Genomic DNA, 22,124 nt, shown 5'->3' with positions numbered 1-22,124 from the left:
TTCTTCTCTCTTACTTAACACCACCGCTTTTTAATCATATTTATATCTCCTGACTTAGAAAAAATAAGCCGCTGTATTTCTGTCAAATAGATGACTGTCTAAGTTAAATTTTCTCCTTTACCCTGCTTCTGGTTTTTGTTTATATCTAAGACAAAGAAAATCAATTATTAAATAAATTCAAGGAAGTCTAATGGCCACCAAGCAAGATCTACACGCTGGCATTTTTGAAAATCATCCCGAACATTTCCAGCTGTTTACCGGAATAAATATCGCTTCTTCCGAGCTTATGCAGCTGGATTATTCAAACAAAGATATTGCAATTATTGGCACAGACCAGTTTACCGTTACCCAGCTGGATAAAATTAGTCAACATGCCGGTTCGGTGAAAGTTTTTCAGATTAATCCTGCTTTTGTGCTGCCAGGTTCAGACCGCATTCTGCAACGCATTATTAATCATCCTTTAATTGGTAAAAATCGTCGTCTATTTAACAACCGGATTAAGAGTCTGCTTTCCCTCAGATTTCTGGAAAATCAGGTACAAAACCTGTGGCTAAGACGCCAGTTAATGCCAAATCTTGCATCTTCTCCTAACACCTATCTCAAGTCAGATCATTATTATGCCGCGCTACAGCGGGAAAATTGCCAGCTGATTACCTGGCCAATCCTAAAAATTACTGAAAACAGTATTTGCTGTATCAATGGAGATCAGCATCAGGTCGATATTATTATTCATACTTATTTAGCAGAAGAATAAGCTACGTTGGGAACTCAACATGAAAAATTGATGAAATCTAGAACTCTACACCCAGGATTAATAGTGTACTTATTCAACAAATTGATTAAATAACGCTCTTTTGTATTTTTAATTATGATACTTGATATTTTTTAAATTTATAAAAATCATATATTATTTCTATAAATAAGCACTTATTGGTATTTTTTAGCTATAAAACAGAGCCAAATCAAAGTTTGGCTCTGTTTGGCTTTTTAGCCAATTCGACGTTTTAAACCCGTCATTTGCAAGACACGTGTCGAGATTTCTTCAATCGACATTTCAGAGACATTCAGGTACTTGATTCCTTCCGAAATGTAGATTCCTTCAATGGCACGCAGCTCCATCTGGCACTGGCTAAAGCTGGCATAACGACTATTGGCCTTACGTTCAGTGCGAATCGCGACGAGACGGTCTGCATCAATCATCAGACCAAACAGCTTGTTTTTATGCGGACGCAGTACCGCTGGCAAGCGATTATCGTCCAGATCTTCTTCTGTTAGTGGATAGTTGGCCACCCGAATACCAAATTGCAAAGACAAATAAATGGAGGTAGGTGTTTTACCCGAACGCGACACCCCAATCAGAATCAGATCGGCTTTATCATAATGACGCGTACGCGCGCCATCATCATTGTCCAAGGCAAAATGTACCGCATCGATACGGGCTTTATAGGAGGCAGTATCAGTCACCGCATGGGTTTGACCGACTAAAGTTGTAGGCAACACCTGCAACTCATCCGACAACTTACTAATAAGCCCTTCAAATACATCAAGATTTACGGCATTTGCGGTATTAATAATCTCCCGCACATAAGGGTCGACTAAAGTATCAAAAACCAGTGGTTTTTCACCGTCTTGCAGAGCACGCGCATTGATCTCTGCAACCACACTGGTTGCGGCTTCTTCAGAGCTAATATAAGGGATAATATGAATGTCAAACTTTACATTTGGAAACTGCGCTAATAGTGAGTGCCCAAGCGTTTCAGCGGTAATTGCCGTGCCATCCGAGATAAAGAAAACACTACGCTGAATTTGTTTACCTTCTGACATTAAAATTCTCCTCCACCATTTGTCTTAGTGCTATATAATCTTTATAGTAAACCGATCTTACATGACTGTCGCTTAGTAAAATCAAAAACCTAGATGATTTGCTATACTCTCATGCCAAGATAGTGATTAATACTGCAAAAGTGGAGTAACAACTTTGGAAGCGCGCGTAATTGGTCTGGAAAAATTAGGGAAGCACGACGTTGAACTCGTGGGTGGGAAAAACTCATCCTTGGGCGAAATGATCAGCCACTTATCCAATGCTGGTGTATCGGTGCCAGGTGGCTTTGCAACTACAGCTGAAGCATATCGTGAATTTCTCGAGCAAAGTGGCCTAAACGCTAAAATTAATGCAGAGCTTGCAGCACTAAATGTGGATGATGTGAATGCTCTTGCTGAAACCGGTGCAAAAATCCGCCAATGGATTGTGGATACTCCACTTACCTCTGAATTAGAACAAGAAGTTCGTACAGCATTTGCAGAACTTTCTAACGGCAACCCTGATATCGCGGTTGCCGTTCGTTCATCAGCGACAGCAGAAGATTTACCAGATGCTTCTTTTGCTGGACAGCAAGAAACTTTCTTGAATATTCGCGGTATTGATAACGTGCTTATCGCGATCAAAGAAGTTTTTGCATCTTTATATAATGACCGCGCAATTTCTTATCGTGTCCATCAAAACTTCGCGCATGACGTGGTTGCCCTTTCAGCAGGGATCCAACGTATGGTTCGCTCTGAAACGGGTGCTGCAGGTGTGATGTTTACCCTGGACACTGAATCAGGCTTCCGTGATGCAGTGTTTATTACCGCGTCTTATGGTTTGGGTGAAATGGTCGTTCAAGGTGCAGTCAACCCTGACGAATTCTATATTTCTAAACCGCTGTTAAATGCAGGCCGACACGCGATTTTACGCCGCAACTTGGGTTCTAAACACCAGAAGATGATTTATGGTGAAGAAGCTTCTGCAGGTAAATCAGTGGTTGTCGTAGATGTAGAAAAAGCTGAGCGTCAACAGTTCGCTCTAAACGACCAAGAACTCCAAGAACTTGCCAAACAAGCGCTGATCATTGAAAACCACTACGGTTCTCCAATGGACATCGAGTGGGCAAAAGATGGCGATGATGGAAAAATCTACATCGTTCAGGCACGCCCTGAAACAGTAAAAAGCCGTGAAAATGTCGGCACCATGGAGCGCTATCTCCTCAAACAACGTGGTACTGTGATCTGTGAAGGTCGCTCAATCGGTCAACGTATCGGTTCTGGTAAAGTCCGTATCGTGACTTCAATCAAAGAAATGGACAAAGTACAAGACGGTGACGTGCTGGTATCTGACATGACTGACCCGGATTGGGAACCAGTGATGAAACGTGCTGCTGCGATTATTACCAACCGTGGTGGTCGTACCTGTCATGCTGCAATCATTGCACGTGAACTTGGTGTTCCTGCGATTGTAGGCTGTGGTAATGCCACTGAAGTACTGGTTGACGGTCAGGAAGTGACTGTGTCTTGCGCTGAAGGTGATACGGGCTTCATCTATGAAGGTGCGCTGGATTTCGAAATCCAAACCAACTCGATCGAATCAATGCCTGCTCTTCCGTTCAAAGTCATGATGAACGTCGGTAATCCGGATCGTGCATTCGACTTCGCGCAAATTCCAAACGAAGGGATTGGTCTTGCACGTTTAGAATTCATCATCAACCGTATGATCGGTGTGCATCCTAAAGCATTGTTGAATATTGACAGCTTGCCACGTGAAACACGTGCTGCTGTGATGGCGCGTACTGCTGGTTATGCTTCTCCAATCGAGTTCTATGTAGAAAAACTGGTTGAAGGTATCTCTACTCTTGCTGCTGCATTTGCAGATAAACCAGTGATCGTGCGTATGTCTGACTTTAAGTCAAATGAATACGCAAACTTGATCGGCGGTAAGTTGTACGAGCCAGAAGAAGAGAACCCGATGCTGGGCTTCCGTGGTGCAAGCCGCTACGTGTCTGACAACTTCCGTGACTGCTTCGAGCTTGAATGCCGTGCATTGAAAAAAGTTCGTGATGAAATGGGCTTAACCAATGTACAGATCATGATTCCATTTGTGCGTACTGTGGCTGAAGCAAAACGTGTGATCGAGTTATTGGAATTGAACGGTCTTAAACGTGGTGAAAATGGTCTTAAAGTGATCATGATGTGTGAATTACCAACCAACGCATTGTTGGCCGATCAATTCCTTGAACACTTCGATGGTTTCTCTATCGGTTCAAACGACCTGACCCAGCTAACGCTTGGTCTAGACCGTGACTCTGGTATCGTATCGCACTTGTTCGACGAACGTGACCCTGCTGTAAAAGCGCTTCTTGCTCTTGCAATCCAGGCATGTCACCGTGCAGGCAAATACGTGGGTATTTGTGGTCAAGGTCCTTCAGACCATCCTGATCTTGCGAAATGGCTCATGGAACAAGGCATTGAGTCTGTATCTTTAAACCCGGATTCAGTCCTGGATACCTGGTTCTTCCTGGCTAAAGAAAAAGTGGCAACTGCATAATAGATTTTAAATAAAAAAAGACCCTTTCGCAGGGTCTTTTTTTTATGGGATGAATATTCTTTTATATTTCAAAACGCTCTTCTGAAAGTTTTAAAAATATAAGTTTTTGTATTTTGTTTCTCCACATTCAAATTGTAATGACAAACAAATGCCAACAGTAAAATCATTTTTAAAGGGCAATAATTAAAGCGAATCGGATATGTTGAATGATGCACTCAAACCACCCGATCCTTGTTACACTGTTTTTGATTTGAAGCATTTTCTTCATAAATAGGATTGAAAATACTCAATTTATCTATAATCTTAACGATAAGATGGTGTTTGTTTTCAAAATAGAATTCAATACAATCTTAATTCAACCTATTATCAGTTCAAATTTATATATTGAGATTCAGTCTATATGCAGATTTACTTGGCACGAAACAATCAACAAGCTGGTCCATATACGCTCGAGCAATTAAATCAAATGCTTGCCAATCAGCAAGTCATGCTAACTGATTTGGCATGGCATCAAGGCATGGCAGAGTGGAAAGCTTTAGGTGAGCTTACCCAGGGAAAATCGGTATATCAACCTGAGGGTTATGTCGCACCAACCGCAACACCTGACACGCCTTTCCAGAACAACCCGCCTATAACAGTGTCTGGTACGCAACCACGCACCCAAGCAACTACGCAAAAAAATACACTTGCCAGTATTCCCAGCCGTATTCTGGCCAAAATTGTAGACGTGTTACTCTGGTTACCAGCGACTTTTATTCTGACTGGATTCTTCACCCCTGAACAGGAAGTCCGCTTTGCAGAATTGAACCAAGAGTTCATGAGTGTGATACTCAACAGTGATGCTGATCCTACCATGGCGCAGCAACTGCAAACCCAGATGTTTGAGATGTTTTCTCAACAAGCCTGGATTGCAACTGCGGTCTATTTACTGATCATGCTGGTGATTCAAGCCTACCTTATTGCCAAATCTGGGCAAAGTATTGGCAAAAAAATGACGAAAATCAAAATTGTAGATGCTGAATCTGGTGAGAAAGTTAGCTTATTACGTGCCTTCACCATTCGTAGCGTATTCTTTATATTTCTGAATATCATCTTCATGCCCTTGAGTTTAATGATTGACTGGGCCTTCGGATTGGGTAAAAAACGTCAGACCCTGCACGATAAACTGGCAAAAACTCAAGTGGTAAAACAATAATTTTGAATCACTTAAAATGGGATGATATTCATCCCATTCTTTCTTACATAACTTTGAAATTGAAATAAAATTCCTATAAATATTCCTAAATCCCGAGCAACAAAATCGGTTTTTATTACAGGCATTTAAAGCGGCTTTAGATATAGCTTAGTTCGTCAATCTCAGGCATAATGCCCTACAACGTAGCGGTGTATTATGATTAATAGGATGTTTTGTAAAAATCAGCCTTTTTCGTCATGTGCACTTTAATCGCTATCCCATATTAAATTAGGGAATGGGACTCTTCACCGAGGTTGTAAAATGAGACAAACGATTTTAGCTGTATTGTCTTTATCTGCGATGACTGCACTCTTGACCGGGTGTGGTGGTGATATGGTACTTCTGAACTCTAAAGGTCCAGTTGCAGCAGGTCAAAGTAACCTGATGATGACTGCGATTTACTTAATGCTGTTGGTGGTTATTCCATCAATCATCATGGCATTATGGTTCGGTTGGAAATATCGTGCATCGAATAAAGACGCAGACTATAAACCTACATGGACACACTCTACTGCGATTGAAATTGTGGTATGGGGTATTCCTGTCATTATTATTGGTATTTTAGCTTGGTTAACTTGGTGGGGTTCCCACAAGTATGACCCATACCGTCCAATTGAAGCAGATAAAGCACCATTAACTGTTCAAGTTATTGCTGAACAATTTAAATGGATCTTCATCTATCCTGAGCAAAACATTGCAACAATTAACGAATTGCGTTTCCCAGAGAAAACTCCGGTAAGCCTTCGTATCACGTCTAACTTCACGATGAACTCTTTCTTCATCCCGGCGTTAAGTGGTCAGATTTATGCAATGGCAGGCATGCAAACTCACCTTAACTTCTTAGCTGATGAAACGAGTCCAGCTGAAGGTTATCGTGGTTTCTCTTCAAACTATTCAGGCTATGGCTTCTCACAAATGCGCTTCCGTGCACATTCTGTGACTGATGCTCAATTCGCTGAATGGGTTGCTGCAGTTCAATCAGGTAATGGTACTTCAGTAAATCCTGTTGCAGTTCAAAAAACTGTTTTAGACCAAGCTGAATTTGCGACCTTACGTGACGGCAACCGTTCACAAAAACAAATTGATGCAATGGTTCGTAATGCAAGAACAGATTTAGAGAAACGACTTGCTGAAACTGCACAAGCAGAAGGCCCATATAAGACTCAGCCACATCCTGTGACTTATTATTCTTCTGTCGAGTCTGGTTTGTTTGAATCTGTGATTCACAACTATATGAGTAACTACCACGGTGCTGATCATACAGCTCCTGTAGAAGCTGCAGCGACTGATGCTGTTGCTCAGGAAGCATCTGCTTCTGAAGCTCATGTAGCAGGTGAACATGCGACTGCTTCTCAAGGAGAATAAGACATGAGCTTCTTAGGTAAGTTAGGTCCAGATGCAATTCCTTACGATCCAATCGTATTGGCAACTGTTGCAATGATGATCTTGGGTGCTATCGCAGTTGTTGCTGGTATTACCTACTTCAAAAAATGGGGCTACTTGTGGAACGAATGGTTCACATCTGTAGACCATAAAAAAATTGGTATCATGTATATCTTCGTATCTGTGATCATGCTGGTGCGTGGTTTCGCCGATGCGATCATGATGCGTCTTCAGCAGTTCCTTGCAAAAGGTGGCGGCGAAGGTTATTTACACCCTGAGCATTACGACCAGATCTTTACCGCGCATGGCGTGATCATGATCTTCTTCGTGGCAATGGGTCTTGTAGTTGGTTTAATGAACATCTCTGTGCCGCTTCAAATCGGTGCACGTGACGTTGCATTCCCATTATTGAACTCACTCAGCTTCTGGTTATTTGCCGGCGCTGCGGGTCTGATGATGGTTTCACTTGCGTTAGGTGAATTCGCTGCAACAGGCTGGATGGCATACCCTCCACTGTCAGGTATCGAATATTCTCCAGGCGTAGGTATGGACTACTACATCTGGGCACTGCAAATTTCAGGTCTAGGTACGCTATTAACGGGTGTTAACTTCTTTGTTACCATCATCAAAATGCGTGCGCCTGGCATGAAACTCATGGAAATGCCAATCTTTACCTGGACATCTTTATGTACAGCGGTATTGATTATTGCGGCTTTCCCGGTGTTGACTGCAACAATTGCAATGCTAACGCTTGACCGTTACTTCGATTTCCACTTCTTTACAAATGACCTGGGTGGTAGCCCAATGTTGTATGTAAACCTGATTTGGACTTGGGGTCACCCAGAAGTGTATATCTTGGTATTACCAGCATTTGGTATTTACTCAGAAGTTGTTGCGACTTACTCGCGCAAAGCATTGTTCGGTTACAAATCCATGGTGTATGCAACAGTAGCAATCACAGTATTGTCATTCGTTGTATGGGTTCACCACTTCTTTACTATGGGTGCAGGTGCCAACGTTAACGCGTTCTTCGGTATCATGACCATGATTATTGCGATTCCTACAGGTGTGAAGATCTTCTCTTGGTTGTTCACCATGTACAAGGGTCGTATTGTTTACACTACCCCAATGCTATGGACACTTGGCTTCCTTGTGACTTTCGGTATCGGTGGTTTAACAGGTGTATTGATGGCAGTTCCACCAGCGGACTTCTTGGTACACAACTCTTTATTCCTGATTGCTCACTTCCATAACGTAATTATTGGTGGTGTAGTATTCGCGATGTTCGCAGGTATCATCTTCTACTGGCCGAAAATGTTCGGTTGGAGACTGAATGAAACTTGGGGTAAAGCAGCATTCTGGTTCTGGTTCTTCGGTTTCTACTTTGCATTCATGCCACTTTATATCCTTGGTTTCATGGGTATGACTCGTCGTTTGAATACATTTGACAACCCAGACTGGGATCCGTATGTAAATATTGCAATGTTTGGTGCAGTTCTGATTGCACTTGGTATTGTATGTTTCGTGATGCAAATTGTGGTTGGTTTCCTACAACGTGACCAACGTCTAGATTTGACTGGCGATCCATGGGATGGTCGTACGCTTGAATGGTCGACATCTTCTCCTGCTCCGTTCTATAACTTTGCTCATCTTCCAAAGATCAATGGTATTGATACTTTCTGGGTTGAGAAAGAAAATGGTGTTGCGTATGCAAAACCAACGAAGTATGAAGATATCCATATGCCAACGAATCGTGCTGCTGGTTTCGTTATCGCGATGTTCATCACTGTAATGGGCTTCGGTTTAATCTGGCACATCTGGTGGTTAGTAGTTGTTACGTTCATTGCTTCTATCATTAGCTTCATCGTGTCTTCTTTCACCAAGAAAGTGGATTACTATGTTCCTGCTGCTGAAGTTGAGCGTATTGAAAACGAACGCTATGCGATTCTTGAAAAACACTTGAAGAAGGACTAAGACAATGGCTGAAGTACTTCATCACGATAACCACGGACACGATGAGCATCATCACGATGATACTGACATCACCGTCTTTGGTTTCTGGACTTACTTGATGAGTGACCTTGTCCTGTTCGGTACACTCTTCATTGCGTTCGCTGTTTTAAGTAGCCACATTCCTGTGGGTACTCCAAGTGCGAGAGACCTGTTTGGCGACTCTTTAGGTTTCGTTCTGACTGAAACCTTCGCTCTCTTGATCTCTTCTGTAACCTTTGGTTTTGCAGTTCTTGCTGCATACAAAAAAGACGTTGCAAAAGTACTGACTTGGTTAGCGATTACTTGGGTATTCGGTGCTATCTTCATCGGCATGGAACTATATGAGTTCAATCACTTAGTTCATGCGGGTCACGGTCCAAGCACAAGTGCGTTCTTATCTGCGTTCTTTACCTTGGTAGGTACGCACGGTATTCACGTAACTTCTGGTCTGGTCTGGATGATCGTGTTAATGGTTCAAATCAAGAAATATGGTTTGACTCTTGCAAACACGCGTCGTCTAGCTTGCCTAAGCTTGTTCTGGCACTTCCTTGACATCGTTTGGATCTGTGTATTCAGCGTAGTTTACTTGATGGGAGTTCTGTAATGAGTCACGATCACAACTCAGCTGGTGCATCACACGGTAACGTTAAGCAATATACAATTGGCTTCGTACTTTCTGTCATCCTTACCGTAATTCCATTCGGTATGGTGATGGCAGGCGGTTTTGAACGCGGTATCTTGATTGCAGTAATTGCGATTACTGCGGTTGCTCAGATTCTTGTGCAGTTAATTTACTTCCTGCATATGAACTCTTCTTCAGAGCAACGCTGGAACGTGATTGCGTTCGTGTATACCATCTTAACCATCGCTATTCTTTTAGTAGGTTCTGTATGGATCATGAATTACCTACACTACAACATGATGATCTAAACTGGTCGTCATGTTGAAAAAGTATTTATTCCTGACTAAGCCAGGAATTCTCTTCGGTAACTTTGTTACCACTTTGGGTGGCTACTTCGTAGCCACTCAAGGTTCTGTAGATTTCCTTCTCCTGCTTATTACCCTTCTCGGTACTACGCTTGTCGTAGCATCAGGATGTGTGGTCAACAACGTGATTGACCAGGACATCGACCAAAAAATGCAGCGCACACAAAATCGTGCTCTGGTCATCAAAACCATCTCTGAACCTGTTGCCCTGGCTTTTGCTCTGGTCTTAGGCCTCATTGGTTTTAGCATTTTATGGTTCTGGGTAAATGCGTACGCTTTTCTTTTCGCGGTGATTGGTTTTGTTGTATATGTTGGTTTCTACAGCCTATGGACAAAACGAACCACAATTCATCAAACTGTAGTCGGCAGTATTTCTGGTGCAGCTCCGCCTGTCATTGGCTATACCGCTGTGGCCAATCAATTTGACCTGGGTGCATTACTGATCTTTTTAGGTTATGCGTTGTGGCAAATGCCTCACTCATGGGCAATTGCGGTTTACCGCTTTGATGATTACAAAAATGCAGGCATTCCCATTTTGCCTGTGGCGCGCTCGATTCATCGTACCAAGATCGAATCACTTTTGTATGTGGTGTTATTCACCCTGACCATGAATGCATTATTTGTATATGGCTATGCCAATTGGTTGTATGCAGTCATTTTAAATCTATTGTGCATTTACTGGTTGTATATCGGTGTCATTGGATTTAAAGCTGAAAATGATCAGCTTTGGGCAAAGAAATATTTTCTGTTCTCTGTCATCCTGATTACCGTGATCAGTATTGTATTTAGCTTTACTTCAACTGCGCCATCTACACAGATAGTATTTTTTTAAAAAGATAGAGAGTTCGTCTCTATCTTTTTTTATTTCAGAATCAACGTCTCATATGTTCATGCATCGGTTGCATCGCATGGCAGTCATAACACAAAGCACTCAAATTGATTAAACGGTTATCGGCTTTATTACCATTAATATGATGCGTATGTAAATTTGCATGATCGTGAGTACAATCTTTTGTACATGCTTCACAGCGCCATTGTTTCGATTTTCTGTATTTATAGGAAATATACTTCCAGTCCATTTGATATTGATTAACTACAATATCATTTTGGTCTGTATATAACACTTGAATCATCGCCTGATAAAATTGTGGCTCAAACTTGAGATAAAAATCACTTAAGTCTAATTTTTTGGATATCTGGTTTTTTTCCATCGGTGTCATCGAAGTTTTATAGCCGTTTAACTTTAATTGACTTAGACAGTATTTACAGACATCCAAATCATACTCACCACTTTTAATTTGGTTTGTATAATTTGAAATAAAGCGAATTTTACGAATTTTATCTGTGCGTGCTGAACACACATAACGCTGTATACGCCCAGCAGCCTTCATTTCTTTGAGCTTATGACAATGACAAATGTGTAATTTAGGCAGACTCTCTTCTTGCTTATTTCCCTGAAAAGCATCCTGAATATTCAGAGAAACCATCACGCCTTTATAATAAAGCAAACCCGAAGGAGAGCTTGTAATATCACCAATATCAACCTCGACACCTTCATGCAAATCATATAAATCTGCGTAGGTAATACCATTGCGAAAGGGTAAATCAGTAATATCTAAAAGCTTTGCTTTCATTTGACTTCTTAATTCATTTAAGAAGTCACTAGTTAAAAAATCAACGAGCTGCATTTGAATCACCATAGGCAACAGCACGAATTCTATCTTCAGCGGTTGTCACCACTCTAAATTCTACACGTTGTGATGCACCGTAATGCTCTCTATTAGAGCCACTCGCAGGTTGCCCATTTTTACCTAAAGGTGCAGCCGAAGAAAATCCAATTGCTCTGAATTTACGTTTTAACCACGCTTTTTCTACCGTTGTTAATAATGAACTTTGTAGTAAATAAATTAAGGTATTTTGTGCACGTGTTTGAGAAAGCTGCATGTTACGAATATAAGCCTCTTCCTCACCAACACCTTTTGCCCAGAAACTTGACGTATGCCCTTCAATACGAATTTCTTTAATATTATCAACAAAACGATCTTGCATCACCGAACGAATATAAATAGGGAAATATTCATTCAGTGCCTGCTTAAATTCAGCACTTAAATCTGCTGAACCTGCCTTAAAAAGAATTTCCTCATTATTAAAGCGCACTGTTAAGTCAGGACTTAGAGTTGCACCCCACTTGGTCAATTTACTTTGTAGCTTTTGCTCTAATTGCGAATGTAATTGTTGTTCATCCGCCTTAAAAATTCGTGGGATATCGACTGATTCTTTAACACGTATCATGTAAATGACACTAATAAGCAAAAACACCATCATCAGTGCAGTCATAATATCGCTTAAACTAATCCATTGATCAGAATTCGTTGCACGCTGACGCATAAAGGGCAACATTAAGATCTCACTCCCTGATCAATCGAGTCGATAATATTTTTTAAATTTTCTGTAATTGGCTCATAATCTTGTGCAAACTTGGTTGAAAGTGCACCTAATTGCTGAGCGAGTGTGATCAATGACTGATTCAATGTCTGCTGCAATTGAGTTTCAATCGTGCTTAAACCATCGCTTAATTGCTGCTGCGTCTGTTCAAATGATTGCTTCATTTGCTTTTGCATTTGCTCAGCTTGCTGTGCAGACGTTGTTTGTATCTGTAGCGCACGCGTATGACTAGACTCTAAATAGTCATGAATTTCAGTAAAGATCATTTCGGTCAGTTGATTGATTTTATCCATTTGCGATTCAGTCTTGTTAAAACTCTCTGCAAACAATTGACGCGTTTGATCAACCTCTACAAGTTTTGCATCCAAAGCGCCATAGAAATGCTCAATACGGTTGTTAAACTCATAGTTGGTATGATCAATGGATTGAATGGCTTGCCCTACTTGTAAAATAATTTGCTTAAAACCATCCACATTATGCAACACAGTTGAAAAATCATTTTTCACCTGTTCAATCTGAGACAACATTCCCTCATAATTTGTGGTCTGTTGTTCTACGTGAGATGCGTATTGCTCCTGCCAATCTACTAAACGGTTTACAGATTGATTAAGTTGCTTAAAGTTTTCACCCAAACTATCTGTTAAATTTTCATTGAAACGTTGAATTGCTTGTTCCAGGGCCTTAATGAAAATATCAGTGGTCTGTTCTGCTTGCTTTTGTGCAAACGAAACAAATTCGTTTCTTAATTCTGCGATTTCACCTGCAATATAACCTTGTGTACTGCGTTGAATTTGCTCAATACCACCTAAACTACTACTGATCGATTGAAGCATTTCTTGCATATTATTTTTATTATTTTTATCTAAATTTAGGCCAAAATTTTCAATGGCTTTTACTAAATTCTGATGATGATTTTGATTATCAGTATAAATTTTTTCTAAAAATTGGCTCTGCTTTGCTAAAATTTGATGCTCTTCATAAAACTGCTGCACCTGCTTATCTGCCTGTAAATCAGTATCATTTTCTTTAAACTTAATAAGTGCATGAAATTTAATTAAAATTGAAGCAAGAATACCTGCAAATGACCCCCAAAATGCAGTTTTAATACCATTTACTAGAGTCGATAGACTTCCCGTTGGATCCTCTGTGTCAAAGCCCGCAAGCCCCAAAGCAACACCAAAGAAGGTAAAGCCAATCCCTATTGTAATCAGTAAACTTGGGTAAGCAGGATTAGCCTTTTCATGCAAGCGATCTAAACGAATAAAATAAATAAAGAAAACAACAATAACTACAATTGCAAGGAAATGAAAAATTTTGGAAAAAACATCAAGAAAATCTAACATGACAGAGGGAAAGGAAATAAAATTATGTGAATAGTATCACTATAAATAATTGTTCCCACAAAAAAACTTCAATAAACACAAAAGAATAAATATAACTTAATATTTGAATTTAGCTATTTCAAAGCTATGACTTGTATTTTAAACCTAAACCCTCTAAAATTCTTGGCTCGCAAACACTGCGACACAACCTTGGTTGTGACTCCTTGCTTCAATTTACTTAAATTGGGGCTGTCCAAACCGTAAGGAGCTGACAATGCGTCATTACGAAATCGTACTTTTAGTACACCCTGATCAAAGCGATCAAGTCGTTGGTATGGTAGAACGCTACCTAACTCACATCAAAGAAGCTGAAGGTCAAATCCACCGTCTTGAAGACTGGGGCCGTCGTCAATTGGCTTACCCAATCAACAAGATCCACAAAGCTCACTACATTCTTATGAATGTTGAGTGTGGTCAGACTACTCTTGATGAGCTTGAAGAATTGTTCCGTTATAACGATGCAATCATTCGTAGCCTTATCATCCGTCGTGAAAACGCAATCACTGAAGAGTCACTATTGGCGAAAAGTGCTGAAGAAAAACGTGCGCGTAAAGCTCAACGTGAAGAAGCACAACACGCTCAAGACTCTGCTGAAGCTTAAGGAGAACATAACATGGCACGTTTTTACCGTCGTCGCAAGTTCTGCCGCTTTACAGCTGAGAACGTTACGTACATCGACTACAAAGATATCGACACTTTAAAACAGTACATCACTGAAAACGGCAAGATTGTTCCTAGCCGTATTACAGGTACTAAAGCTCGTTACCAACGTCAATTGGCGCTAGCTATTAAACAAGCTCGCTTCTTGTCTTTGATCCCTTACACTGACAATCATAAGTGAGGTTGAGCTGTGGATATTATCTTATTACAACGCATTAAAAACCTAGGTAAACTAGGCGATAAAGTATCAGTTAAAGCTGGTTATGGCCGTAACTTCCTTATCCCACAAGGTATGGCAGTTGCTGCAACAGAATCAAACACTGCTGCTTTTGAAGCTCGTCGTGCTGAACTTGAGAAAGCTGAAGCTGATGTTTTAGCTGCTGCTCAAGCACGTGCTGACCAATTGAACGAAGTAAATATCGTAATCACTGCGAAAGCTGGTGACGAAGGTAAACTATTCGGTTCTATCGGTACTCGTGACATCGCTGACGCGTTGACAAATGCTGGTCTAGAAGTAGACCGTGCAGAAGTACGTCTTCCAAATGGCGCACTTCGTCACACTGGCGAATTTAACATCGCAATCCAATTGCACCATGATGTTACTGCAGAAGTTCTGGTTACTATCGTAGCTGAGTAATTTCTCGCCTCAAAAAGAGCATGCGAAAGCATGCTCTTTTTTTATCTATAAAAAAATGACAGGTATCTCCTGCTTAAAAATTATTTTATTACCCATACAAATGAAAATTTACCCTTCGCATTTGATTTCAGAACGCGTATGATTTCATGTCGTAGTGAATAAAAGCTATTCATCTCCGATAATGTTTAACCATTGTATTTAAAATCAGGGATTTATATGTCACAGGCGAATGCCAGCAAAAAGCCGACCAGCGCTAATATCGAAATCAGTACTGAGAACAGCAATCTCAAGGAATTTCGTACTCCACCGCACAATTTAGCGATTGAACAAGCCGTACTTGCTGCATTAATGACCGTTGCCGAATCTTTTGAACAGGTCGGTGATGTGCTGACTGAAAATGATTTTTATGCGACCCGACATAAATATATTTTCCGCGCCATTGATCAACTCTCTAAAGAAAACTCACCTTATGATGCGGTACTGGTGCATGACTGGCTGATCAAGCAGAACTTGCTGGATGCCATTGGTGGTGAAGAATATCTGATGCAGCTCATGGCAGACTCGCCATCGAGTTTCTACAACCTGGAAACCTATGCAGGCAAAATTAAAGAATTCTCCACCCTGCGCAGCATGATTAAAGTCAGCTCTGAAATTTTACAAAATGCCTATGACACCAAAGGCCGTACCGTCAGTGAAATTCTGGACTTGGCTGAAACCAATATTTTCTCGATTGCAGAACAACATAATAACAATGCCAAGGCGCAAGGGCCTAAACCGATTAACTCTGTCGTTGCCGATGTTTTTGATAAATTGAATGAATTATCACAAATGGAAGGTAGCATTACCGGTTTAACCACAGGTTTTGTGGAACTGGATAATAAAACCTCAGGCATGCAATCCGGCGACCTGATTATTGTCGCAGCGCGTCCGTCCATGGGTAAAACCACTTTTGCCATGAATCTGGTCGAAAGCGTTTTATTTAATAACAACCTGCCGGCGCTGGTCTATTCTATGGAGATGCCAGCGGATTCGATTGCCATGCGTTTGATTTCGTCATTTGGCCGTGTGCATCAGGGGCATTTGCGTTCAGGCAAAATGGACAGCGATGAGTGGTCAAAAGTGACCAGTACCATTGTGCATTTACAGGAAAAAAACCTGTATATCGATGATTCCTCTGCCCTGCCACCAACTGAATTACGTTCCCGTGCCCGTCGTATTGCCAAAATGCATGGTGGCAAACTCGGCTGTATCATGGTCGATTATCTTCAGTTGATGAAAGTACCCGGTATGGGCGACAACCGTGTCGGCGAGATCTCGGAAATTTCACGAAGTTTAAAAGCCTTAGCCAAAGAAATGCAGTGCCCTGTGATTGCACTTTCCCAGTTAAACCGCGCCCTGGAAAACCGCCCCAATAAACGCCCGGTGATGTCCGATTTACGTGAATCCGGTGCAATCGAGCAGGATGCCGATTTGATCATGTTCATTTACCGCGACGAGGTTTATAACAAGGAATCAAAGGAAGCCGGCACTGCTGAAATTATTATTGGTAAGCAGCGTAACGGCCCGATTGGTACGGTACGTCTGGCTTTCGAAGGTCAATATACCCGTTTTAGTAATCTCTCACCTGAGTTTTATGCTCAGTATGATGATGAAGAGTAAACAAGCTCAGTCATCAGATTTCCATCGTCCCTCCAGGAGTAATTTAGGGTGCGCCAAGCTACAGTTTATATTGACAGTGCAGCACTGCAATATAATTTAAACCGTGTCAAACAACTTGCCCCAACCGCTAAAATCGTCAGTATGGTCAAAGCCAATGCTTACGGACATGGAGTTAAAGACTGCCTGGCAGCCTTAAGTGCAAGCGATGCTTTTGGTGTCGCATGCTTACAAGAAGCCCTGGAAATTCGTGAACTGGGTTATCAACAGCCGATCACGCTCATCGAAGGTGTTTTTGTTGCAGACGAAATGCCAATCGTGATTGATCAGAATATTGAAGTGATTGTGCATCAGCAGGCCCAGGTCGATTGGCTCTTGGCACATAAAGATGCTTATATCGCCAAAGACCTGAAAGTCTGGGTCAAGCTGAATAGCGGGATGAACCGTCTTGGCTTTAAGATTGATGTAATCAAAGACGTGATCAATCAACTCAAAGCTGAAGGTTTTACTTGTGTTTTGGCGATGCATTTTGCCAATGCCGATGCTGATCACCCGCTGAATGATGAACAAATCCGTCAATTCTTAGAAATTAAAAATGACTGCGCACCATTGATGGGTTCATGCTGTAATTCAGCAGCCATTTATAAATATCCAGAATTGCATTTTGATTTTGTCCGTCCCGGGATCATGCTTTATGGCGCGACTCCATTTGCAGATCGTGATGTGCATGATCTGGATTTAAAACCAGTCATGACCTTTACTGCCGAAGTGATTGCGCTCAACCATATCAAGGCAGGTGAGCATGTCGGTTATGGTTCAACATTTACAGCTGAGCAAGACATGACACTTGCGATTGTTTCAATTGGCTATGGTGATGGCTACCCTCGTGCTTTCCCGAAACAGAACTATGTGGCGATTAATGGCCAGCAAACGCGTGTCATTGGTCGTGTAGCAATGGATATGATCGCGATTGATGTAACTGCGATGCAGGTAAAACCTGGTACTCAAGTCGAACTTTGGGGGAATACCCGTTTGGTCGATGAGGTTGCTGAAGCCAATGGCACCATTGGTTATGAACTGTTATGCAGACTCAGTCATCGTCCGCTACGTAAAGTTATTTGAGTTGATCCTCAGAGCCAAAAAAGTCCAACAGAAGTTGGGCTTTTTATTTAAGCTGACTTTTGTTCTTCAGCCTGCTCTAAACTCAATTGCTCTAATAAAGCATCGACATGATGTTGCTGAAAGGCAAAAGGATTAAAGTCATTAAATCCCATGTCCTGACAGAATTGCTGGATTTGACTGCGTTTAGAAATATACTTCATCGACCAGTCGGGGAAACTCGGATATTCGATTTCCTTGGTCTCAAACAATTTAATATCATGATGGCGAGGATCTTTATTGAGTCTCTCGAGCAGCAGACTTTTTAAGGTTAAACACTCACCTTCCAGACATTGAAAAAAATAACCATCGGCAAAATACAGCACTCCTGTGACTTGATAGCGATGATTAAAATCACGTGCTTCTTTCAGGATATTGGTCAGATCTTCAAGCAAATCAACTTTAGAAGACGTACTTTTACTGGCGTAACAAAATTGGTACATGCGCTAACTTATCTATTTTTATTATGCTGGTGCACAGAAGTTCATACTGTACGCGAAAAAACTGAACCAGAATACCTTTTACAGAAAATATTCATTCGATGGAACAGGTAGCGCTGCCAGTCCTTTTTTCAAGGTGTCTGACCATTGCCGGCTGATCGACGTGAAATATTCATCATCTTCGGCAATACGTTTACCCCTCGGCATCATTAAACTGTCTTTTTTATACACCAGCACATCGAGTGGCATACCGACCGATACATTGGAACGTAAGGTCGATGCAAATGAAATGAGCGAACAACGCAGAGCTTCATCCAGCGGCATATCATAAGTCAAGGCGCGATCCAATATCGGCTTGCCATATTTACTCTCGCCAATCTGGAAATACGGCGTATCCCGCGTGGCACAGATAAAATTTCCTTGCGGATACACATGATAGAGCTGCATTTCTTGATCTTTGAGCTGACCACCCACCAGTAAATTACAATAATAATTACTCTGTTCCAAAATGTCGCTGGTGACATTGGCGATGACTCTCTTAAGCGTGCTCCCGATCAGTTCAGCCACATCAAACATGGTATGCAGACTGAGTATATTGGGTTCCTGCTTCAATTCTAGCTGATTTTTGATACGCCCAATTACGGCTTGTGTTGTGGCCAGATTTCCGGAGGCCTGTATGACGATCATACGCTCCCCAGGAATACCAAAGGTATACAGTTTGCGAAAGACAGAAATATGATCTACTCCGGCATTGGTCCGTGTATCACTAATAAAAAGCATACCTTGCTCTAAACGTAGCGCACAACAATACGTCATTCTTTTGTCCTTATTAACATCCTAGTACCTGAACAATGGAATGCATGGATTCCACACCGCCCTTCTCCCTCACACCACGTACCGGTGCTACATCCCAATAATCCCGCCCAATGGCCACATAAATATGCGAACTTGGAGTAAACAGCAGATTACTCACATCAAAACAATACCATGTCTGCTCTACAAACACCTCTGCCCAGGCATGACTGGCCAGATGTGAAGCATTTTGTGCATATAAATAGCCAGAAACATAACGGGCAGCCAAGCCCAGATATTTACACATGGCAATGAAAATATGACTATGATCCTGACAGACCCCCTGACGTGCTTCAAAGGCATCTATGGCAGAGCCTTGCACTGAGGTGCTATTGGAAATATAAGGGACATGTTCCAGCAAGGCCTGTGCCAGTTCAATCAGACGTTGACGGCTTAATGCAGGGACATGAGCTTGTGCAAAATCTTTCATTGCTGCATTACATTGCGTTGATTCGGTTGGCTGTAAAAAAATATTGGGATTGATTGAATCATTCAGTCCAGTCTGATGCGCGGGATTCAGCTCGACAATCCCTTGCGCCATGATCGTTAAGGAATAATAAGGTTCACGCTGGTTACAGGTCATCCACAGATTATGAAAGGCATCTTTTCGGATTTCTTTATTCCCCGGTACACTAATATCCCAGGAATGCACCCGTTGATGCGCATTGCTCGAAGGCATCATTTTGATGTACTGAATACTGTTCCTCACCTCAGCTGTATACATATAATGCGTTTGGTGATTCACCATCAATTTCATACATCTGCCTCAAACAGTTGATGGATATGGTCGCTAAACTGATAGAACTGAATCCGGTTCGGTTCTGTACGCAACTGTTCCCAGTATTGCTCCAGGTCACCCCAGCCCATTTCCACTAGAATTCTGACTACATCATCGATCTTGCACAGTGTCGTACTGGTTTCTTCACCGAGTCGTAACTGATGATCGAGCTGTTCGACACATTGTCCCAGGCTAAAGAACAGAAAAATATCGGCAGATTCAGCTTCCAGAATATCTTCACATTCAGTCACCACTTCACAAATATAACCAGCATTTTTGTCTGCAGTTTTGATCAGTTTCATTAGTTCTGCATAGCCTGATGCAGACAATACTCCGCGTAGTTCCTGAATATTATCTTTAGCCACTTTAAACTGCTGGCTAAAAGATGCGGTCTGAGTTGAATCTAGTACCAATTCATTTAAGGAACTGGCATCAAAAGCGGGTAAACAAAAAGCATGTGCATAGGCCACAGCTGCTTCGTCTTCTAAAAATGGAAAGCGCGCACATAAAAAATGAGTGCGAGATAAATAACGCCCTAACCAAAAAATATGTTGTGCATTGCTATTCAGCAAAACCATGACATTTTCCTTCTTTGGAATATTATGAATGTAAATTGTCGACTACCCAGGTATCTTTAATACCGCCACCCTGTGATGAATTCACCACCAGTGAACCGGGCTGCATCGCTACACGTGTCAAGCCACCCTGCACAATTTCAGTACGGTAAGGCGAGCTTAAGACAAATGGGCGCAAGTCAATATGACGTTCAGCAATACCAAAATTGGTCAAAGTCGGACTAACCGATAAGTCCAAAGTTGGCTGCGCAATATACAAATGCGGCGCAGCTAAAATTTTCTCCCTGAAAAATTCAATTTGCTGTTTCGAAGCCTGTGGCCCAATCAGCATGCCATAACCACCCGAACCCTGAGCTTCTTTTACCACCAGCTGGTCCAGATGGGCCAACACATAGCTTAAATCTTGCTGATTACGACATTGATACGTCGGAATATTTTTTAGTATTGGCTGTTCACCCAAATAAAAATGAATCATTTTATCGACATATGGATAAATCGATTTGTCATCTGCGACACCTGTACCCGGTGCGTTGGCAATCAGGACATTATTTTGTAAATAAGCTGACATTAAGCCAGGTACACCCAGGGTACTCTCCGGTTTAAAGCATAATGGATCGAGATAAGCATCATCGACCCGTCTATAAATAACATCGACTCTTTGGCGACCACGTATAGTTTTTACATAAACCTTCGAGTCATCAACAAAAAGATCACGTGATGTTACCAACGGTACATTCATTTCTCTTGCGAGAAAGGCGTGCTCATAGTAAGCACTATTAAAACGCCCTGGCGTCAGCACTACGACAAAGGGTTTGTCGACATGGGCATTTTCGATCAGGATTTCTTTTAAAAGCTGCGGGTATTGCTCAATTCCAGCAATCTTGGACTGTTCAAATATTTTCGGCATCAGCTTTTGGCTAATCTTACGGCATTCCAGCATATAAGAGACACCCGATGGCGTTCTAAGATTGTCCTCCAAGACATAAAATTCGCCCTTGGAATCACGTATTACATCAATGCCACTAATCTGGCTATAAATCCTGCCTTTCAGGCTATGTTGATACATATGCGGCTGATAAGCCTCATGCGTCAAAATCTGGAGTTCAGGAATGATATTGGCTTTTAAAATATCCTGTTGATGATAAATGTCATGTAAAAACAGATTCAGTGCGCGCACGCGTTGTGCCGACCCCAGAGCCACCATATTCCACTGTTTGCGGTCAATCACTCGTGGAATGATATCGAAAGGAATGCTTCGCTCTACCCCCTCTTTATCTTCGTAAACCGTAAAGCTAATGCCATGATGTAAAAAATGTTCTTTTGCCACCTGATTCAGAGCATTCAATTCATCCAGCGTGTGTTGGGATAACCATTCTTCCAGTCTTTGACTTGCCTGACTGGACATGACTTGCTCATCCTGCATTTCATTAAAGAATTTTGAAGACAACTGTTGAAATAAAAGTTGTGGATTTGCTGTAGTCGATACCGTTGCTGTTTTAGCCTCTATAAAATTTTTCCCAAGATTTTGGGAACTAAAATTATCAATTTTTTCAATTACATTTGTATCCCGATTTCCTTTAAGCATACA

22 protein-coding genes are annotated in these 22,124 nt (G+C 41.6%); 13 read left to right on the top strand and 9 right to left on the bottom strand.

Translation table 11 applies throughout. From position 1 onward, the window contains the following. Positions 1 to 190 precede the first annotated feature (190 nt). Positions 191 to 754 carry a hypothetical protein gene (locus tag FTV48_RS03455; RefSeq protein WP_005170508.1) on the top strand — a complete coding sequence of 188 codons (564 nt, stop codon included), beginning with the start codon at positions 191 to 193 and terminating at the stop codon, positions 752 to 754. Positions 755 to 987: 233 nt separating this feature from the next. On the opposite strand, the gene FTV48_RS03450 is transcribed toward FTV48_RS03455, so the two are convergent. Beyond that, positions 988 to 1,824 (bottom strand): pyruvate, water dikinase regulatory protein, encoded by an 837-nt coding sequence (locus FTV48_RS03450; RefSeq protein ID WP_005097231.1) that lies wholly within the window; start codon positions 1,822 to 1,824, stop codon positions 988 to 990. A gap of 154 nt (positions 1,825 to 1,978) precedes the next feature. Here FTV48_RS03450 and ppsA point away from each other — a divergent pair, with 154 nt between their 5' ends. The 7 genes from ppsA to cyoE all read left to right on the top strand — a co-directional run bounded on the left by ppsA (position 1,979) and on the right by cyoE (position 10,785). Continuing rightward, positions 1,979 to 4,357 (top strand): phosphoenolpyruvate synthase, encoded by a 2,379-nt coding sequence (gene ppsA, locus FTV48_RS03445; protein ID WP_005097232.1) that lies wholly within the window; start codon positions 1,979 to 1,981, stop codon positions 4,355 to 4,357. 400 nt (positions 4,358 to 4,757) lie between these two features. Continuing rightward, positions 4,758 to 5,552 carry an RDD family protein gene (locus FTV48_RS03440; protein WP_179999412.1) on the top strand — a complete coding sequence of 265 codons (795 nt, stop codon included), beginning with the start codon at positions 4,758 to 4,760 and terminating at the stop codon, positions 5,550 to 5,552. 300 nt (positions 5,553 to 5,852) lie between these two features. Continuing rightward, entirely contained in the window at positions 5,853 to 6,956 is a 1,104-nt protein-coding gene (gene cyoA / locus FTV48_RS03435; protein ID WP_005097235.1) for a ubiquinol oxidase subunit II, read from the top strand. A gap of 3 nt (positions 6,957 to 6,959) precedes the next feature. Next, positions 6,960 to 8,948 (top strand): cytochrome o ubiquinol oxidase subunit I, encoded by a 1,989-nt coding sequence (cyoB, locus tag FTV48_RS03430; RefSeq protein WP_005097237.1) that lies wholly within the window; start codon positions 6,960 to 6,962, stop codon positions 8,946 to 8,948. A 4-nt stretch (positions 8,949 to 8,952) separates the two neighbouring features. Next, complete coding sequence (cyoC, locus tag FTV48_RS03425) at positions 8,953 to 9,570, top strand: cytochrome o ubiquinol oxidase subunit III (RefSeq protein WP_005097238.1); 618 nt, start codon at positions 8,953 to 8,955, stop codon at positions 9,568 to 9,570. Then, entirely contained in the window at positions 9,570 to 9,896 is a 327-nt protein-coding gene (locus tag FTV48_RS03420) for a cytochrome o ubiquinol oxidase subunit IV (protein WP_005097239.1), read from the top strand. Before cyoC ends, FTV48_RS03420 begins: the two co-directional genes overlap by 1 nt. A 10-nt stretch (positions 9,897 to 9,906) precedes the next feature. After that, positions 9,907 to 10,785 carry a heme o synthase gene (cyoE, locus tag FTV48_RS03415; protein WP_005097240.1) on the top strand — a complete coding sequence of 293 codons (879 nt, stop codon included), beginning with the start codon at positions 9,907 to 9,909 and terminating at the stop codon, positions 10,783 to 10,785. A 40-nt stretch (positions 10,786 to 10,825) separates the two neighbouring features. Here cyoE and FTV48_RS03410 read toward each other — a convergent pair whose 3' ends face one another. The 3 genes from FTV48_RS03410 to FTV48_RS03400 are packed head-to-tail and all read right to left on the bottom strand — an operon-like array spanning position 10,826 to position 13,741. After that, complete coding sequence (locus FTV48_RS03410) at positions 10,826 to 11,641, bottom strand: hypothetical protein (protein WP_179999410.1); 816 nt, start codon at positions 11,639 to 11,641, stop codon at positions 10,826 to 10,828. Next, positions 11,628 to 12,341: an OmpA family protein gene (locus FTV48_RS03405; RefSeq protein WP_218944650.1), complete on the bottom strand. Its 714-nt coding sequence runs from the start codon at positions 12,339 to 12,341 to the stop codon at positions 11,628 to 11,630. The genes FTV48_RS03410 and FTV48_RS03405 overlap by 14 nt, the downstream gene beginning before the upstream one ends. An 11-nt stretch (positions 12,342 to 12,352) precedes the next feature. After that, positions 12,353 to 13,741 carry a hypothetical protein gene (locus FTV48_RS03400; protein WP_179999406.1) on the bottom strand — a complete coding sequence of 463 codons (1,389 nt, stop codon included), beginning with the start codon at positions 13,739 to 13,741 and terminating at the stop codon, positions 12,353 to 12,355. A gap of 253 nt (positions 13,742 to 13,994) precedes the next feature. Between FTV48_RS03400 and rpsF the strand changes: the two genes are divergently transcribed. The 5 genes from rpsF (at position 13,995) to alr (ending at position 17,855) form a co-directional block, all read left to right on the top strand. Continuing rightward, entirely contained in the window at positions 13,995 to 14,381 is a 387-nt protein-coding gene (gene rpsF, locus FTV48_RS03395; protein WP_004278789.1) for a 30S ribosomal protein S6, read from the top strand. A 12-nt stretch (positions 14,382 to 14,393) separates the two neighbouring features. After that, complete coding sequence (gene rpsR, locus FTV48_RS03390; protein WP_005097242.1) at positions 14,394 to 14,621, top strand: 30S ribosomal protein S18; 228 nt, start codon at positions 14,394 to 14,396, stop codon at positions 14,619 to 14,621. Between the two features lie 9 nt (positions 14,622 to 14,630). Then, on the top strand, positions 14,631 to 15,077 hold the full coding sequence (gene rplI / locus FTV48_RS03385) for a 50S ribosomal protein L9 (RefSeq protein WP_004645413.1): 447 nt from the start codon (positions 14,631 to 14,633) through the stop codon (positions 15,075 to 15,077). Positions 15,078 to 15,293: 216 nt separating this feature from the next. After that, complete coding sequence (dnaB, locus tag FTV48_RS03380) at positions 15,294 to 16,736, top strand: replicative DNA helicase (protein ID WP_005097243.1); 1,443 nt, start codon at positions 15,294 to 15,296, stop codon at positions 16,734 to 16,736. A 48-nt stretch (positions 16,737 to 16,784) separates the two neighbouring features. Then, a complete protein-coding gene (alr, locus tag FTV48_RS03375; RefSeq protein ID WP_100535297.1) occupies positions 16,785 to 17,855 on the top strand; it encodes an alanine racemase in 1,071 nt (356 codons plus the stop codon). Between the two features lie 47 nt (positions 17,856 to 17,902). Here alr and FTV48_RS03370 read toward each other — a convergent pair whose 3' ends face one another. From FTV48_RS03370 to FTV48_RS03350, 5 genes are all read right to left on the bottom strand, one after another. Continuing rightward, entirely contained in the window at positions 17,903 to 18,334 is a 432-nt protein-coding gene (locus FTV48_RS03370) for a BLUF domain-containing protein (RefSeq protein WP_100329597.1), read from the bottom strand. 78 nt (positions 18,335 to 18,412) lie between these two features. Next, positions 18,413 to 19,147, bottom strand: a complete 735-nt coding sequence (locus FTV48_RS03365) for a proteasome-type protease (RefSeq protein WP_005097248.1) — start codon at positions 19,145 to 19,147, stop codon at positions 18,413 to 18,415. Between the two features lie 13 nt (positions 19,148 to 19,160). Continuing rightward, positions 19,161 to 19,940 (bottom strand): transglutaminase family protein, encoded by a 780-nt coding sequence (locus tag FTV48_RS03360; RefSeq protein WP_179999404.1) that lies wholly within the window; start codon positions 19,938 to 19,940, stop codon positions 19,161 to 19,163. Continuing rightward, positions 19,937 to 20,539: an alpha-E domain-containing protein gene (locus FTV48_RS03355; RefSeq protein ID WP_005097250.1), complete on the bottom strand. Its 603-nt coding sequence runs from the start codon at positions 20,537 to 20,539 to the stop codon at positions 19,937 to 19,939. The genes FTV48_RS03360 and FTV48_RS03355 overlap by 4 nt, the downstream gene beginning before the upstream one ends. Positions 20,540 to 20,561: 22 nt before the next feature. Further along, a complete protein-coding gene (locus FTV48_RS03350; protein ID WP_179999402.1) occupies positions 20,562 to 22,121 on the bottom strand; it encodes a circularly permuted type 2 ATP-grasp protein in 1,560 nt (519 codons plus the stop codon). Positions 22,122 to 22,124 lie beyond the last annotated feature (3 nt).

The sequence above is a fragment of the Acinetobacter sp. YH18001 genome (assembly GCF_013416975.1).
In the GTDB taxonomy this organism is placed as follows: Bacteria; Pseudomonadota; Gammaproteobacteria; order Pseudomonadales; family Moraxellaceae; genus Acinetobacter; species Acinetobacter pseudolwoffii.
Note: the sequence above shows the minus strand (reverse complement) of the source record. Positions and strands in the feature narration are given on the sequence as shown.